General features: G+C 20.8%; 13 protein-coding genes and 3 tRNA genes. 8 read left to right on the top strand and 8 right to left on the bottom strand.

Going from position 1 to position 17,322, the window contains the following annotated elements; genetic code table 11:
* The first annotated feature begins 1,326 nt into the window (after positions 1–1,326).
* From BUCISPPS3390_RS01120 to BUCISPPS3390_RS01105, 4 genes are all read left to right on the top strand, one after another.
* Positions 1,327–2,139 carry a hypothetical protein gene (locus BUCISPPS3390_RS01120; RefSeq protein WP_172599028.1) on the top strand — a complete coding sequence of 271 codons (813 nt, stop codon included), beginning with the start codon at positions 1,327–1,329 and terminating at the stop codon, positions 2,137–2,139.
* Positions 2,140–2,541: 402 nt separating this feature from the next.
* Positions 2,542–2,626: transfer RNA gene (locus tag BUCISPPS3390_RS01115), tRNA-Ser, on the top strand.
* 31 nt (positions 2,627–2,657) lie between these two features.
* Positions 2,658–2,728 (top strand) — tRNA-Cys (locus BUCISPPS3390_RS01110).
* 29 nt (positions 2,729–2,757) lie between these two features.
* A tRNA-Leu gene (locus BUCISPPS3390_RS01105) sits at positions 2,758–2,842 on the top strand.
* 11 nt (positions 2,843–2,853) lie between these two features.
* Here BUCISPPS3390_RS01105 and BUCISPPS3390_RS01100 read toward each other — a convergent pair.
* Entirely contained in the window at positions 2,854–3,891 is a 1,038-nt protein-coding gene (locus BUCISPPS3390_RS01100) for a class I SAM-dependent methyltransferase (protein ID WP_154060821.1), read from the bottom strand.
* Between the two features lie 253 nt (positions 3,892–4,144).
* Between BUCISPPS3390_RS01100 and minC the strand changes: the two genes are divergently transcribed.
* From minC to minE, 3 genes are read left to right on the top strand one after another with little or no spacing between them, the layout of a single operon-like run.
* Complete coding sequence (gene minC / locus BUCISPPS3390_RS01095) at positions 4,145–4,870, top strand: septum site-determining protein MinC (RefSeq protein ID WP_154060820.1); 726 nt, start codon at positions 4,145–4,147, stop codon at positions 4,868–4,870.
* A 39-nt stretch (positions 4,871–4,909) separates the two neighbouring features.
* Positions 4,910–5,722, top strand: coding sequence for a septum site-determining protein MinD (minD, locus tag BUCISPPS3390_RS01090; RefSeq protein ID WP_154060819.1), 813 nt, complete (start codon positions 4,910–4,912; stop codon positions 5,720–5,722).
* A gap of 2 nt (positions 5,723–5,724) precedes the next feature.
* Positions 5,725–5,970, top strand: coding sequence for a cell division topological specificity factor MinE (gene minE, locus BUCISPPS3390_RS01085; RefSeq protein ID WP_232036963.1), 246 nt, complete (start codon positions 5,725–5,727; stop codon positions 5,968–5,970).
* A 29-nt stretch (positions 5,971–5,999) separates the two neighbouring features.
* On the opposite strand, the gene tsaB is transcribed toward minE, so the two are convergent.
* The 3 genes from tsaB to zwf all read right to left on the bottom strand — a co-directional run bounded on the left by tsaB (position 6,000) and on the right by zwf (position 10,863).
* Complete coding sequence (gene tsaB, locus BUCISPPS3390_RS01080; protein WP_154060818.1) at positions 6,000–6,674, bottom strand: tRNA (adenosine(37)-N6)-threonylcarbamoyltransferase complex dimerization subunit type 1 TsaB; 675 nt, start codon at positions 6,672–6,674, stop codon at positions 6,000–6,002.
* A 63-nt stretch (positions 6,675–6,737) separates the two neighbouring features.
* Positions 6,738–8,315 carry a TerC family protein gene (locus BUCISPPS3390_RS01075; protein WP_154060817.1) on the bottom strand — a complete coding sequence of 526 codons (1,578 nt, stop codon included), beginning with the start codon at positions 8,313–8,315 and terminating at the stop codon, positions 6,738–6,740.
* Between the two features lie 1,084 nt (positions 8,316–9,399).
* Positions 9,400–10,863: a glucose-6-phosphate dehydrogenase gene (zwf, locus tag BUCISPPS3390_RS01070; protein WP_154060816.1), complete on the bottom strand. Its 1,464-nt coding sequence runs from the start codon at positions 10,861–10,863 to the stop codon at positions 9,400–9,402.
* Positions 10,864–11,279: 416 nt separating this feature from the next.
* On the opposite strand from zwf, the gene pyk reads away from it, so the two are divergent.
* On the top strand, positions 11,280–12,722 hold the full coding sequence (gene pyk / locus BUCISPPS3390_RS01065; protein ID WP_154060815.1) for a pyruvate kinase: 1,443 nt from the start codon (positions 11,280–11,282) through the stop codon (positions 12,720–12,722).
* A gap of 418 nt (positions 12,723–13,140) precedes the next feature.
* On the opposite strand, the gene BUCISPPS3390_RS01060 is transcribed toward pyk, so the two are convergent.
* From BUCISPPS3390_RS01060 to trxB, 4 genes are all read right to left on the bottom strand, one after another.
* Positions 13,141–13,863, bottom strand: a complete 723-nt coding sequence (locus BUCISPPS3390_RS01060; protein WP_154060814.1) for a YebC/PmpR family DNA-binding transcriptional regulator — start codon at positions 13,861–13,863, stop codon at positions 13,141–13,143.
* A 113-nt stretch (positions 13,864–13,976) separates the two neighbouring features.
* On the bottom strand, positions 13,977–15,692 hold the full coding sequence (gene aspS, locus BUCISPPS3390_RS01055) for an aspartate--tRNA ligase (RefSeq protein WP_154060813.1): 1,716 nt from the start codon (positions 15,690–15,692) through the stop codon (positions 13,977–13,979).
* A 167-nt stretch (positions 15,693–15,859) separates the two neighbouring features.
* Positions 15,860–16,075, bottom strand: coding sequence for a translation initiation factor IF-1 (infA, locus tag BUCISPPS3390_RS01050; protein WP_154048895.1), 216 nt, complete (start codon positions 16,073–16,075; stop codon positions 15,860–15,862).
* A gap of 37 nt (positions 16,076–16,112) precedes the next feature.
* The gene (gene trxB / locus BUCISPPS3390_RS01045; protein WP_154060812.1) at positions 16,113–17,078 is read right to left on the bottom strand and encodes a thioredoxin-disulfide reductase; all 966 of its coding nucleotides are present in this window, start codon (positions 17,076–17,078) and stop codon (positions 16,113–16,115) included.
* Positions 17,079–17,322 lie beyond the last annotated feature (244 nt).

Genomic DNA, 17,322 nt, shown 5'->3' with positions numbered 1-17,322 from the left:
AAAAGTTAATGTATGATACAAATATACTAATAATTTTATAAATCAATTTTTTTATTGTAAAACATCCATATATAATATTTTATTTTAATATAATGTCGTTTTTATTGAAATTTTTTGGTATGTATATTGCGATAAGATTAAAATATAATATAATAAGTTATTATTGATTAATATGTATTTTAGTATTTTTTATATTTTTAATAACATTAATTATATTTTTTTAATTGATTAAGTCAAAGATTAGTTTTTATATACTAGATAGAGGAAATTAATGTAATTATTATGTAAATATAAAAGAATTTATTTTTTAAGATTTTTGATTTTTCATGAAAATGAAATTCATAAATATATATTTTTTATTTCGATAATATATTATTGATATAATTCTTATTATATATGAAAATATATAGAATATATTACCATAAATAAAATATTTTTATTAAAAATATTATTATTAAAGCATTTATCCTGTTAAATATGTATAAATATATGAAAAATAATTTTATTACAAATATTTGTTATACATAGTCTATTCTTTATTTCCTGATTTTTTTAAAAATAATTATTTAAAAAAATACTGATATTTTTAATCTAAATAAAATAATCTAGTTTAAAAATTTAAAATTAATAAAATAATAATTTAATATTTTATATATTTTTTAGTAATTTTTGCAATAAAAACATTTATTATATGTTTTTTAAATTTTAAATCATAAACATCAATACTTTTTTTTTGTTTTTTTGTATTTATTGATAAAAATTTTTAATTAATTATTGTATAAAAATAGTTGAATAGCATTTGCGAAAAATATAACTATTACTATAGTTTAACGTATAAAAATTTTATTAGTAGTTGTTTTAGCATTATTGATATTTTATTTAAATATATAGTTTTTACATAAATAATATTCTATATAAGCTATATTAGCTATTATACTTGGAATTTATTTTAAAGATTGATTATTAATATAAAAATTTATATGGTGACTTGATATTATAGTAAACAAATTGTATTATTGATTTGTTAGTTTTGATGTTACGAATAAGTTAATTTTAAAATTAAAAAATAAATTTAAATAATATGCATTTAAAAAATTTATAATATTTTTTATAAAGATATTAATATGTAATTCTTATTATTAAATATATGAATAATGTGCTTTTCATTACATCTTATTATATATCTTGATATATTTTAAAAAATTAAAATAATTTCTATAAATTATATTTATTTAGATAATATTAATTTTATTGATATTTTTTTAAAAAAATTTTTTAAAAAAGATGATGATTATTGTGTTTTAAACATTAATAAATGGAATGTATATGAACAAAATTACTATTGTATGTATTTTATTTGTATCTAGTTTTTTTCCAACAGCGTATGCGAAATCTATATCTCATGCAAGAAAGTGGCATTTTGGAGTTCACAGTAATTCTTTACATCCAACGAAAATATTCAAAAAATATAAAAGTTTATATTGCGGAAATTATAGCGATATAATAAGAGGTATTTTTGCATTGCATCCAGGAATTTTTTCAAAATATCAGTTTAATTCTCGTTTTAATATAGAAGTAACATCTAATATATTCGAACACATTGTAAAAGATATTAAAAATAAAATGTCTAGTCTGTATTTCTCTACTACAGAGTATGCTGCTCGTGCTAATTATCCAATTAAAAAAAATATTAATTTTTATACTAAACTAGGTACAACATTAACCACTGCAATTAATGATAATAGATTTGATGATATTTTAATTTTAAAAGAAAAAAAACAGATTCAAACTACTTGTGCTGTCGGATTAGAATATTTGTTTAGTCAATACTTGAATTTTAATATGAATATTGATTTAAATAAATCTATTAACAAAATAGACTTAAATAATCTGTTTAGTTTGTTAAATAGTATACGTGTAGGAATACATTGTGATGTATGTCCTAAAATTAACCCAAAGTATAATATTTTTAAAAAAATTAAAGGACAATTATTTTTACAAAATAAGAAAAATATTATACATGAATGTAAAAATGTTTCTTATTTTTTTAATAGTTCTAAATTAAAGCCTTCAGCTTATCGTATCTTAAATAATTTAAAAAATAGAATATTACATATAGGTAAAAAAATGTTTTCTTAACTCCTCCTAGGGACAAAGATTCTTTAGAAAATAAGAGTACAAGTATAAAACTTCCTCTTAAACGTTCCTTAGAAGCATCTAATTTTTTTGTTAAAAACAATTTTTTAAAAAAAAATACTTTTATTTAAGGAATAAATTCTAATTTTATAAGAAAAAACAATGATTTTTGTGATTTTTTAAGTAAAAAACTTATTATTAAAGAATTTTTTAAAGCATTTAGTTTAGATATTGTATGTAAATATAATTATTTTTTAATACAAAATAATTGTATTATTAACTTTAATAATTTTTTATTATACATAATTTGTATATAAGATTAATAGATTTAATTTTTAAAACGTTTTTCGAAGTACTTTACTTTTGTTTTTTTTTTTATTATAATATACTTATATGTCCATGTTAGGAGGAATGGCTGAGTGGTTTAAGGCAGCGGTCTTGAAAACCGCCGATGAGAAATTATCCGAGAGTTCGAATCCCTCTTCCTCCAGTTTACTTAATATAAATAGATATAATTACGTGGCGCGTTGGCAGATTGGTAATGTAACGGATTGCAAATCCGTGAAACCTGGTTCAATTCCAGGACGCGCCTTTTAATTTCTAAATATTAATAAATTGCATGCCCGGATGGTGAAATCGGTAGACACAAGGGACTTAAAATCCCTCGGCTGTTATGGCTTTGCGGGTTCAAGTCCCGCTCCGGGTATATATTTGCATTTATGATTGTTTAACTATTTTATATATTGTATAACGATTTTTTTTTAATATTATATTAAAATTGATGTTTTTATTTTTAAAAATAGTTTTATATGATATAAAAGAACTAATAACTATTCTTAATTCTCCTCTTTTTTTTAAAAATTTAGTTGAATTTTTTATAATTTTATGGATTAAACTTACTGTAATATTTAAATTATTATGAAAAGGAGGATTTGAGACAATTAAATTATACTTTGTATTTATTTTAGAGTAAATATTACTAAATAATACTTTTCCGATACAATCATTTTTTTTTAGATTTTTTTTACTACACCAAATTGCTGTATCATAAATATCTGTTAACGTTAAATCAATTAAAGGATTTTTTTTTGCTAAAGAAATACCGATAATTCCTGTTCCGGAACCTAAATCCAATATCTTTCCTTTTATATTTTTAGTAAAAGTTGAGATTAGTAATTTACTTCCTTGATCTATTTTATTATATCCAAATACTCCAGGTAAGCTATAAATAATAATATTATTCCAGACGTACTTTTTTATAAAATTTGGAAAATGAAATATTGGTTTTTTTTGCATATATCCTTGATATAAACAACAATTTCTTGCATAATCTACTTTATTAAATATAATATATTTATTGAATATATTAATTATACTATTAATTCCACTATTTTTTTTTCCAATTACATAGATAATACAATTTTTTGATATACATGATAATAAATATGTAAATTGTAGACGTACTTCTTCTTTGTTTTTAGTACAAAAATAGATTAATTGTTTTGATAAATAAAAGTAATATGGATTGTAAAAATTATTAAAAATTACAGTACTATGTTTTTTTTTAGAAATTATTTCATACAAATTATAATATTGAACGTACATAATAGATTTTTTAAAAAAATTTTTATAACATAAATCTATTGGTATGATTCCCGATAAAATCGTATTTTTTTTTATAAATATTTGAAAATTTTTTTTTAATATTTGATATTCTTTAGATTTTTTTGAAGATTTAGTATATTTATTATTCATGATTTTAACTATATAATTATAAAAATATTAGTGATATTTAAAATTATATTTATAATAATTCTATTATAATTATTTTTTTTAAATAAAAATATTATATAATAATTTACTTTAAATAAGTATTAATGTTTTGTTGTTTTTTTTTAAAAAATGTTTTATTTAGTTTAAAATATTATATTTTATTTTATATATAAAATTTATTTTATATATAAAAATTGTTGTTATACTATAATTATAGTGTATTAGGTTAAAATATATGAAAAATCAGTCTATTACTTTTAAAAATAAAAATTTTTCTATTTTAGTTATTTATTTAAAAAATATAAAACCTGATTATTTTGAAAGTTTTTTACGTGAAAAAATTCAAGAATCTCCTTCTTTTTTTCAAAATAAATTAATCGTATTGAATGTGGAAAATATATCACATAAATTTAATTGGATTAATATTAAAAATTTTATTTTATCAATTGGTTTATTTTTAATTGGAATTATGGATTGTAAGGATAAATGTTTAAAAAAAAAAATTTTATGTTCTGGTTTACCCATTTTGTCTGATCAATATTCTACTGCATTAAAAAGATGTAATAATAATATTAATAGTTATTATAAATATGAAATATTTCAAAAATCACGCTCATCTACCTCTATTTCTTGTAGAAGTTATATCGTTAATCATTTAATACGTTCTGGTCAAAAAATTTATTCTCCATATAATGATTTAATTATTACTAATAATGTTAGTTCTGGAGCTGAATTAATTTCAGGGGGTAATATACATATATATGGAAATATGCGAGGAAGAGTTTTAGCTGGTATGAATGGAGACGTTACTAGAAAAATTTTTTGTACATGTTTATTTGCAGAGTTAGTATCAATTGCTGGAGAATATTTAACTATTGAACAAATACCTGTTAAATTTTTAGGTCAAAGTGTAGAAATTAGTTTAATAAATCGAATTTTATATATAAAATATTTAAAATAAATCTTGATATATAACATAATGCGAAAAGGTATAAAGAATATGTCTAGAATTATAACTGTTACCTCTGGTAAAGGTGGTGTTGGAAAAACAACTTCTAGCGCTTCTATTGCTACTGGTTTAGCTTTGTATGGAAAAAAAACTGTGGTTATTGATTTTGATATAGGATTGAGAAATTTAGATTTAATTATGGGTTGTGAACGTAGAGTAGTCTATGATTTTATAAATGTTATTAATCAAGAAGCTACTATTAATCAAGCTCTTATACGTGATAGACGTATAAAAAATTTATTTTTATTACCTGCTTCTCAAACTCGAGATAAAGATTCTTTAACGAAAGTAGGAGTAGAAAAAATTTTACAAATTCTTATAAAAATGGATTTTGATTTTATTATTTGTGATTCTCCGGCAGGAATAGAAAATGGAGCTATTCTTTCTTTTTATTTTTCTGATGAAGTAATTGTAGTAACAAATCCAGAAATTGCGTCTATTCGAGATTCTGATCGAATTTTAGGAATTATATCATCTAAATCCAGAAGAGCTGAAAATAATGATATACCAATCAAAGAGTATTTACTTTTAACACGATATAATCCTAAAAAAGTACGACAAGGAGATATGTTAAGTGTAGAAGATGTAATCGATATACTTCAAATTTCTTTAATCGGTGTCATTCCAGAAGATTCTTCTGTTTTAAAGTCTTCGAATCAAGGATTACCAATTGTATTAGATACTACATCCATAGCTGGACAAGCATATTCTGATACAGCTCAACGTTTACTTGGAAATAATAAACCATTACGATTTTTACGAGAAGAAAAAAAAAGTTTTTTACAGTGGTTATTTAGGAGATAAGTATGATTTTATTAGATTTATTTTTATCAAAAAAAAATTATACAGCTAATTTAGCTAAAAAAAGATTACAAATCATTATTAAAAAAAAAAAACAAAATATTTATAATCCAGATTATTTTCCGCAATTAAAAAATGATTTATTATTAGTAATTGCGAAATATATAAAAGTTTCACCCAATGAAATATATATTCAAATAGAAAGAAATAAAAAAAATGTATTTACATTAGAATTTAACATTCCTGTTTAGTGCAAAAATAATTAGTCAATAAACGTAGTTTAGAATATTGTATGTAAATACCTTGGATATAGTTGTGTTGTTTTATATTTTAAATTATATTTTAAGTATGTCACAGTACACATAATAATATATTTAGCATGAGGGGTAGTAATATTTGTGTAAAATAATTTAATATTTTTTTTGAAATTATTCATATGCATTTTTAATCCTACTGTAGACCAAATTCCTGAATAACATTTTATTGTTTTTTTTATTTTATAAATATTTTGAAATAATTTTTCTGTATGATGTCCTGTCCATAAACCTGTTTTTTTTTTTAAATATTTAGCCCATAGAATTTGGTTTTTTGATATTTGAATAGTAAGTAATACACGATTAATTTTGTTAATGTTCCAACTTTGTTCTGATAAAATCTGTAAAGTAGAAAAACCAATAACAGGAATTCTATAGACTATGGAAATAGTTCGTGATACTCCTATGGATATTCTAATTCCTGTAAAACTTCCAGGTCCTATAGTACAGGCGATTAAATCAACATTTATTAAAGCAATATTTGCATTATTTAAAAGTTGGGTAATCATAGAAAGAACATTTTTCTCGTGGTTTTTAGAACACTGTTTAAATAAGCTATATATTATGCCTTTATGTAATAAAGATACAGAGCAAGAAAATAATGTTGTATCTAAAGCTAATATGGTTTTTGTAAATATCATGTTTAAAATTATTCCTTTGTATATACTATATATAAATTTTATTGTGTATTTTACTTATGATAATTATTTTTTTTGATTTTTAATAATTTTAACTAAATGTATTTTATATAAATTAGACTGTAGTATAGAAAAAGAGTAAGATCCATGGTGAAGAATTTGTCCATTTCTAGAAATTTTTTTGTACTTATTGAGTAAGAAATCAGAAATTGAATAACAATGATTATTAGGTTTAACAATTCTTATATTTAATAATTTTTTTAGATCATTTAAAGGTATTGATCCTTGCACAATCCAGTTATTATTATTAATTATTATTTTAGGCATTTTTTTTGAATTTAAAAATTTTCCTATAATTATGTTAAATATATCAGTATATTTTATCATTCCTTGAATTGAACCTAAATCATCATTGATCATAATTATGTTATTTTCTGAATAACGTAATAACTTCAATATGTTAATCGTACTGATTGTATTTGGAATAATGATAGGTGGATATTGCATTATAAAATTATGTATATCTTGATTTGTATTTATTGCATGAAGAAGTTTATATTTAGGTACTACACCAATTATTTCATTTAATTGCTTATAACATACTGGAAGTATATTATGTGAAGTGTTTAATATTATCTTTTTTATTTGCTTATAATTATTAGTAATATCTATCCATACAATTTTATCTTTATTAACCATAATATTGTTTATAGATGTATCACCTATTTTTAATACATTATTAATAATATTAATTTCTTCGTGTTGCATTGTATTAGTAGAACTTGTATTATTTAAATAGTTATGACTATTTTTATTAGTCAAATATGATATTTCTGAATTTTTGATTGTATTAGTTCTGTTTTCTAAAGTTTTTTGAACTATTTTTTTTACTGAATGTAAAATTATTGTTCTAAAAGGTTGATTAGATTTTTTTAAAATTATATTTTTGATTCTAATTTGATTCATAATCTCAACAAATAAAGCAAATCCAATAGATATATATAAATATTCTTTCGGAAAACAAAAACCTAGTGACTCTATTATTAAATTTATACTAATCATTAATAACAAACTTAAACATAAGATTATTGCTGTTTTTTGTGAATTAATAAAATTAATAAATACTTCAGATATAAATATCATTATAATAGTTGATATAGTTACTGCAGATATTATAATTACTATATTTTGCATCATTCCTATAGCAGTCATAACAGAATCAAGTGAAAATATTGCATCTAATATTACAATTTGAATTACTACGTACCAGAAACTCGATTTTTTATTTTTTTTGTGGGATTGATAGGTAATGTTTGTTATATGGTTATATAATTCGAATATTGTTTTAAAAAATAAAAATGATCCTCCAATTAATAGTATAATTTCTTTTGTAGAAAAAATAAAAAATTTATTTATTATAATAGGTTTAGTTAAATTCACTAAACTAGACGCAATAATTAATAACCCAAAACGCATTAGTAATGCTAACATTAAACCAGTGCATCTTGCTCGATTACGTTGGTGATGTGGTAATTGTTTAGATAAAATAGCAATAAATATTATGTTATCAATACTTAATACTGTTTCCAAAAATATTAATACAAAGAGACCCGCCCAAGCGGATGGATCCAAAAAAACGTGCATAGAAAAATTACTCCAAACAAAGACACTTTGTGTTATTTAAGATGAATTAAAAGAATATTGTACTTAGTATACGACATTATTCGTTTTATAATTGTTTTTTTTATAATGTAAATTTTGTATTATTTTTTTTAAAATTATATTATTTTTTTTATTTATATATATAAATATTTTTCATAAAATTTATAATTCTGATAAAAAATTTTATAAATTCGATATTTTATAAATGAATTTTTTATATAATATTAATAAAAAACTTCAATATGTTAAAGATAAAAAACAAATTTTTACATTATTCACGTATATATCTTGTTGTTATTTTTAGGATATAAATGTATTTATACTTTAATTCTTTTATGTAAAATATAATGATTATTAATATATGTAAAATATTAGTATATCAAAATTAAAATGATTGTGTATTATATTACACAAGTATCTATTTTTAAGTATTGTTTATTATTGCAATTGGTTATTTTTTTAAAAAATATATATTAATTTTTTAAAATTATTATTTTTAATAAAGATAAAAATTTTTAGTAAATTTATGTTATCACATGTTTTTTAAATAAAATATTCTTGTTAATTTTTATTAAACAGGATTATATTTGTTAGATACTGTCTAGATGTATATAAATTTTTCAAATATCAAAAAATTTATATAATACAAAAAATATAATTACATACTACATTGTATATATGTACATATATTATAATTATTTAAAAATTAAAATAACAATCAAAAAATACTAACATTTTAATTCATTATAATAATGATATTTAAAGATATTTTTTAATATAGAAATTTATCAATATTTTTATAATTAATTTAATATAATTATATATTTTTAATTATTTTTTGTGTACTTATAGTGTAATTTATTTTATTTTTTTGTTTTTTTTTGATTATTTCTATGAATATAGTAATAATTTTTTGAATTGATTTTTATAAAAATGTTGATAATATTTAATACAGTAAAAATTTTAAATATATTTTTTTATTTTATATTTAAGCAATGATTACATATTTTAAAAATTTCTATAAATTTCATTAAAAATATTTATATTTTTTGTATACATACAATAATTAAGTATTATCCCATTTTTTTTTATCTTTTTTTATTAAATTGAAAGCTGATTGAGGACCCCATGTACCAGAATTATAGTATTGTAATAATGTAGGACAATTTTTATATGCTTGTATTATTGGATCGATCCATTTCCAAGCATAAATAACTTCTTTTTGTTGAACAAATAAAAATTGACGATCTTGCATTATTTCTATAAATAATCTTTCGTACTCTTCTAAACTATGGTTTTTTAAAAATAATTGTTTATCCTCACCAAATAATTTATTTTTTTTATAAGTAGTATTTGAGTTTAACTGCAGTTCTTTGGTTTTGTTTTTTGAAAAAATATCAAGTATAGGTTGTAAATCAATTTTCATACGATTTAACGTAGTATGTATGTACTTGTTCTTAAATAAAATATTTTGTTGATTTTTAAAAAAGATAACAATTTTAGAAGATTTTTTAAATAATCTTTTTCCTGTACGAATATAAAAAGGAATATTTTTCCATTTTTTAGTGTCTATGTATAATTTTATGGCTACAAATGTTTCAGTAGAACTATTTTTTTGTGCTGTTTTTTCATTGATATATGCTTTTACAATATGATTATTAATATTACCTGAAGAATATTGTCCGAGTGATACGTAATCATGAATGTTTTTTTGGTTAATTATTCGTAATGATTTTAAAATTTTGATCTTTTCATTACAAATATTTTTTCGATTAAATAATTTTGGTTTTTTCATAGCAAAGATAGAAATTATTTGTAGCATATGATTTTGAACCATATCTATTATTTGTCCAGTATTATTAAAATAATTCCACCTATTTTCTATTCCAATACTTTCAGATAATGTAATTTGTACATGATCAATGTATCTTTTATTTAAATATTTATTGAATATGGGATTGAAAAATTTTAATCTAATTAAGTTAAGTATTGTTTTTTTTCCTAAATAATGATCGATACGAAATATATTTTTTTTAAAAAAATATTTTTTGATGGATTTTTCAATAATTGAAAATGTACTTAAAGATTTACCAATTGGTTTTTCCACTACAATTTTAGAATTTAATGTATTCAGTTTAACTGAAGATAACCCTTCGAAAATTTTTTCAAATATATCTGATGATACAGCTAAATAGTTAATTATCGTTGAGTTTTTTTTTTTAAAATAAGGTATTAATTTTGCAAAATCTTGAATTTGATTAATATCTATGGTAATAAATATAAGACGTTTTTTAAATGATTTCCACACGGATGATTGTATATTTTCATTTAAAAATTTTTTTAAAGAGTTATAAATAATATCAAGATATTCTTTTATTGTGTAATCAGTTCTACTTACTCCAACAATTCTAATACTACTAACAAGATATTTTTTCTTTTCTAATTGATATAAAGCTGGAAATAATTTTCTTTGAGCTAAATCACCTGTAGCTCCAAAGATAATTAAATCATAATTTTTTTTAAGTAACATTATTACACCTTATGTATTGAAAATTATTAATGTATATTTTAAATAATATTAATGCTTATTTCATTTAAAATAATGATATTAATTTATATTATTACTCATGATAAACGTTAATTTTTTAAAGTATAGATATATATTTAAATTTTTCTCTATTATTCATCAATAATTGATTTTTTATTTAAAAATTATTTATATATGTAATGTATGTTGTATAACAATATGTATAATATAGTATTTGATATATATAAAAATTAATGATTTTTTTTACACAAATATGAATTAAATTATATAAATAATGTTTATACTAATATAATTAAAATATTTGATAAATTAAATAGTATAGATTTTTCTTTTAAAAAAACTGTTTATTAATAATTAACTATTTTATATATTTACATGTATATTTAAGGAATTAGCATATGAAAAATTCTATAAGAAGAACAAAAATTGTTTCTACTTTAGGACCTGCAACAGATGATAAAAAAATTTTAAGAAAAATAATACAGTCTGGAGTTAATGTATTAAGATTAAATTTTTCTCATGGTACAGCAATAGATCATATTAATCGAGCTAAAAAAATAAGATCAATAGAAAAAGAGTTAAATTGTTTTGTAGCTTTGATTGGTGATTTGCAAGGACCAAAAATACGTATTTCTAGTTTTAAAAAAAATAAAATTTTTTTAAAAAACGGAGATGATTTCGTTTTAGATTTAGAAGTTTTAGAACATGAAGGAAATACAAATTCCGTAGGAATAAATTATACTAATCTACCAAATGAAGTGTCCTATAATGACATACTACTCCTAGATGATGGAAAAATACAATTACAGGTTATAAAAAAAAATCATACAAAAATTTTTACTAAAGTGATTGTTGGTGGATATTTATCGGATAACAAAGGTTTAAATAAATTAGGAGGGGGTTTATCGGCTTCTGTTTTAACACAAAAAGATAAAGATGATATAAAATTAGCAGCTTTAATTGATGTGGACTACTTAGCTGTTTCTTTTCCGAGATCTCCCGAAGATTTACGCAAAGCTCGATTATTATTACAAAAATCTGGTAGCAAAGCAAAAATTATTGCTAAAATTGAACGAGCAGAAGCTGTATTTTCTGATAAAATAATAAAAGATATTGTATCAGCATCAGATGTAATTATGATTGCTAGAGGAGATTTAGGTGTTGAAATTGGTGATGATAAATTAATAGGGATACAAAAAAAATTAATTAAAATTGCAAGAAAGCTAAATCGGGTAGTTATTACTGCTACGCAAATGATGGAATCTATGATTGTAAATCCTTTTCCTACACGAGCAGAAGTTATGGACGTTGCTAATTCTGTTTTAGATGGAACAGATGCAGTTATGTTATCAGCAGAAACAGCTTCTGGTAATTTTCCTAATATTACAGTACAGACTATGTCAAAAATATGTTTAGGAGCTGAAAAATTACCTGATGTGAATATTTCAAAACATAGACTAAATGAAAAATTTAATAGTATTTCTGAAACAATTTCGATGTCTGTTATGTATGCGGCTAACCACTTAATAAATGTTTCTGCGGTTATTATTATGTTTACGTCCAGTAAAATTGCTCTATTAACATCAAGAATTACATCTGGATTACCAATTTTTTACGTATCTAACCACACAAAAAATCTTAGATTGTCTTCTTTATACAGAGGCGTTGTTCCGATATATTTAGAAAATTATTCTACTAAGAGCGGTTTTATTAATTCAATTATTTTATTGTTAAAAAAAAAATATTCACTATCTGTTAATACAAATATAGTAATTATAGATTCTGGTAAAGAAAATAATACAAAAATCGTCAATATGTTAAAAATTATGCCGATAATATAACAGTATTATTTGAATTTTTTTAATTAATAGAAAAATTCTGTATTGACTAATATGAGTAAACATATAGAATATGTTCTATGTAAAAATATATGTAATTATATATGGATAAATTTTTTAAAAATTTTTATTGGTACGAAATAATGATTTACGATAAATAGTTATTTTTTCTAAAACATCATTTTAAAAAATCATGTATGACTGTCATGTAAATATAAATATAATGTTTAATTGTTTATCATATATAGTCAATTCAGAAACTTAGTCTATTTTTAAAATCGCGTATATATATTTTTTAATATAATAATATAAATTGTTATAATTTAAGTGTTAAATATAATAGATATATTATATTTAACATAAAAATATTTTGATTGTTATTGTATTATAATAGTATTTATATATTATTATTTCAATTAATTTATCTATTTCCATTATGAATTATGTATGTTGTTTCTTTTAATTTTTCTAATAAATGAATCATATTCATTAATTTTTTATGATCTTCTTCATTAATTTTTAATATGTTCTTAGGAATAATTTTTGTAATAACGTTTTTAAAAATAATGGAATAAGATAAAAAATATTTTTTTATTTTAGTTAAATGTTTTGTTAAAATTTTTATTTCTAAAAAATTTTTATTTATTTTTTTTGAAATAATTAGATTATTTGTATTTACTATATTTAATAAATTTTTTTTTTCATGTAGCATAAAATCAATTTTTATTGTATAAAAATAATCAAATAAATATTTAATATTATTGAAGTTTATTAAATGAGTATTGAATTTTGAAAAAATATTTCTGATGCTAGATACTGTTCTGTTACTGTTATCAGTATTACAATAAACAATAACAGCAATTCCAAATGAACTGTATCCTGCATATTTCATAGAATTAAATATATCTTTTTTACTACCTAGAACGTTACCGTGTATAGCTTTATTGATTGATTTTTTTTTTAAGTTATAGGTGTTAGCTTTTTCTAAAAGATTTCTTAATTGAAAATTTTTACTTACGTCTGAACCATATTTCATACTAGAAGTAGAAATTTCTTTGATGATTTTAGTAAATATTTTACTGCGTTTTATATCTTGGGCGTTTTTTCTGTGTTTCGTATTTGCCCACTTGCTATGTCCTGCCATAGTTCCTCATTCATATTATGAAATAGTTTTTTAAAACATTTATGATATAATTTATTATTATTTATTTTAATATAAAGTAGACCATACAATAATATTGATTTTAAGACTATTTATTAGCATGGAGCACCTGTCATCAAACAAGTTGCTGAAGTAGTTTTTGGAAAAGCAATTACGTCAGAAATGGTGCTACTATCTGTTAATAACATAGTTAAACGATCTAAACCTAATGCTAATCCTGCATGAGGTGGTGCACCATATTTTAAAGCATTTAGAAAAAAACCAAACTTTTCTTTTTGTTTAATTTTATTAATTTGAAGTATATTAAAAATTTTCTTTTGAAGTTTATAATCATGAATTCTTTGAGATCCTCCACCTATTTCGTAACCGTTAATTACTAAATCAAATGCACTAGACAATATTTTGCACGGATCTGTAGAAATTATGTCTGGTATCTCATATTGCGGAGAAGTAAACGGATGATGCATAGATTTTAAATTTTCATGTTTATCTTTTTTAAATAACGGAAAATTTGTAATCCAAATAGGACATACTTTTTCTAAATTTGTTATTTTCAAATCAATTCCAATTTTTAATCTTAAATCACTTAGTATTTTATTAGCTAAATTTGTTTCTTCTGCTACTATAAAAAACATATCTCCATTACAGATAATATTTTGAGAAAATATTTGACATATTTGTTTTTTTTTGATTTTTTTGTTTAAATATGGATCTGTATGTATATTAAAACTATCTATATCAATAATTTTTGTATACATAAATTGATTTAATTTTATTTTTTTTAAAAATTTTTCATAAATTTGTATTTTTTTTTCTGAAATCAAGTTTGTTCCATTAGGAATTCTAATAGAAATAATACGATTAGATTTTTTTTTTGATAACCAAGGGAAAAAAAATTGGAAATCATTTTTAAAAAAATTATCTAAATTAATAAATTGAATAGGATTTCTTAAGTCCGGTTTATCTGTTCCATACTTTAATATGCTATCATGATAGCTTATTTTTTTTATTTTTTTTAATGTTATTTTTTTAATTGATAACCATAAATTTTGTATCAAATGACTTATCAATTTTTGTATATAATGTATTTTTAAAAAAGCTACTTCTACATCTATTTGCGTAAATTCTGGTTGTCGATCAGATCGCAAATCTTCATCTCTAAAGCATTTAGCAATTTGATAATATCGATCTATTCCTGAAATCATTAATAATTGTTTAAACAATTGTGGGGATTGAGGTAAGGCATAATATTTACCCGGATATAATCGGCTATTAACTAAATAATCTGATGCTCCTTCTGGAGTAGATTTAGTTAAAATAGGAGTTTCAATTTCTAAAAATTTATTTTTTATAAAGAATTTTCTGATTATAGTAGTTATTTTACTACGTGTTTTAATGTTTTTAAACATTACAGTACGGCGTAAATCTAAATAACGAAATTTAAATCTTATATCTTTCTTGTTTTTTTTTTTATAGTCTAATGGTATAGGAAGTGTTTTATTAAATATAATACAGGTAAATCCTATGATTTCTATTATTTTTTCTTTTAAGATGTTTTTTAGAAAATTAAATGATTTTTTTATAGTAACTAATCCTTGAATTTGTATACAAAAACCATTACGCAAATGTGGTACTGAAGAAATATATGTATTGTTTTTTTTATTAAAAATAACTTGTATAATTCCTGTAGTATCCTGTACTTCAACAAAAATTAATTTTTTTAAAATTCGTATTTTATTAACCCAACCGCATACAGTAATTATTGTGTTTATATCAATTGGTGTAATTTCTCCGCAATATTTAGTACGCATATTTATCCTAATATTTTTTAATTTATAAAAATTAATTTACTTATTTGATAATTTTTTGAACATTATAAAAATAGATAATATTAATTGTTACAAATATTTTTATATAATTATAACTTTTTCATAAAATAGTTAATTTATTCTTTAAAAATACAATATTTATTAAAAATTTATCTACTTCTAAAAATAATTCTTCCTTTACTAAGATCATAAGGTGTCATTTCTAGTGTAACTTTATCACCTGTTAAGATTCTTATATAATTTTTCCTCATTTTTCCAGATATGTGAGCTATGATTATGTGTTTGTTTTCTAATTCAACTTTAAACATAGTATTAGGAAGAGTGTCTATTACTATGCCTTGCATTTCTATACTTTTTTCTTTCATTAGATAAATCCTTAACTAGTTTATATAAATTTTTATATTATTTTAAATTATTATTTAAGTATTTTTCAGCATCTATAGCAGCCATACATCCACTTGCCGCAGCTGTTATAGCTTGTTTATAGATTGAATCAGATACATCTCCAGCAGAAAATATTCCTGGTATATTGGTTTGTGTTTTCATATAATTTTGATTATAATCGATTTTTACATAATTATTTTGAATGTCAATATATTTAGAAAATATTTGAGAATTTGGAATGTGTCCAATTGCAATAAATAATCCTGATACGTTTAAATATTTAACCGTACTATCTATAGTAGAACAAATTTTAATTTTATTTATTGATATATCATTTCCTAAGATGTCTGTAACAATAGAATCAAAAAAAATAGTAATGTTATTTCTTTTTTTTATTTTATCATATAATCGATTAATTAATATTTTATCTGCTCGGAATTGATTACGACGATGAATTAAATATACTGTTTTAGCTATGTTAGATAAATATATAGCTTCTTCTAAAGCTGAATTTCCTCCTCCTACTACAGCTACAAGTTGGTTTTTATAAAAAAATCCATCACAAACAGCACAGGTAGATACTCCTTTTCCCATATATAGATTTTCTGAATTAATGTTTAACAATTTTGTATGAGATCCGGTTGCTATAATAATAGCGTAACTAGTATATGAATACTCTTCTCCAAGTAACTTAAAAGGATTTTCTTTAAAATTTACAGATTTAATTACGTCATGAATGATATTAACAGAAAATTTTTTTACATGAAGTAGCATACGATCCATTAATGTAATTCCATTAATATGATTATAATCTCCCGGCCAATTTTCTATTTCATTAGTTTGTACTAATTGTCCTCCTGGCTGAGATCCAGTTATTAATATAGTATCAATATTGGATCGAGCAGAATAAATTGCTGCCGTGTATCCAGCTGGTCCTGATCCAATAATAATTAATTGTGCATGTTTTTGTTTTATTTTATTCATACCATTTTTCTTTCCTAAAAATAAATGTCTATTTTAAAATTTTTAAATAAAAATAGTTAATATAATAAAAGTAAGATTTGTGTATAATAATAAGATTATTGTCTTAAATATAATTTTGTTTGTTTTTTTGTGTTGCACTAATAATCAAAATATATATTTATATAAAATAAAGATTTTAATAATAAAATTATTAAATATTTTAATAATACAAGAAATATGCAGTATTTATGAATTTATTTTATTA

Origin of the sequence: Buchnera aphidicola (Cinara cf. splendens/pseudotsugae 3390) (assembly GCF_900698845.1) — a bacterium.
Lineage (GTDB): Bacteria > Pseudomonadota > Gammaproteobacteria > Enterobacterales > Enterobacteriaceae > Buchnera_F > Buchnera_F aphidicola_AM.
This window is presented reverse-complemented; position numbering and strand designations above follow the sequence as displayed.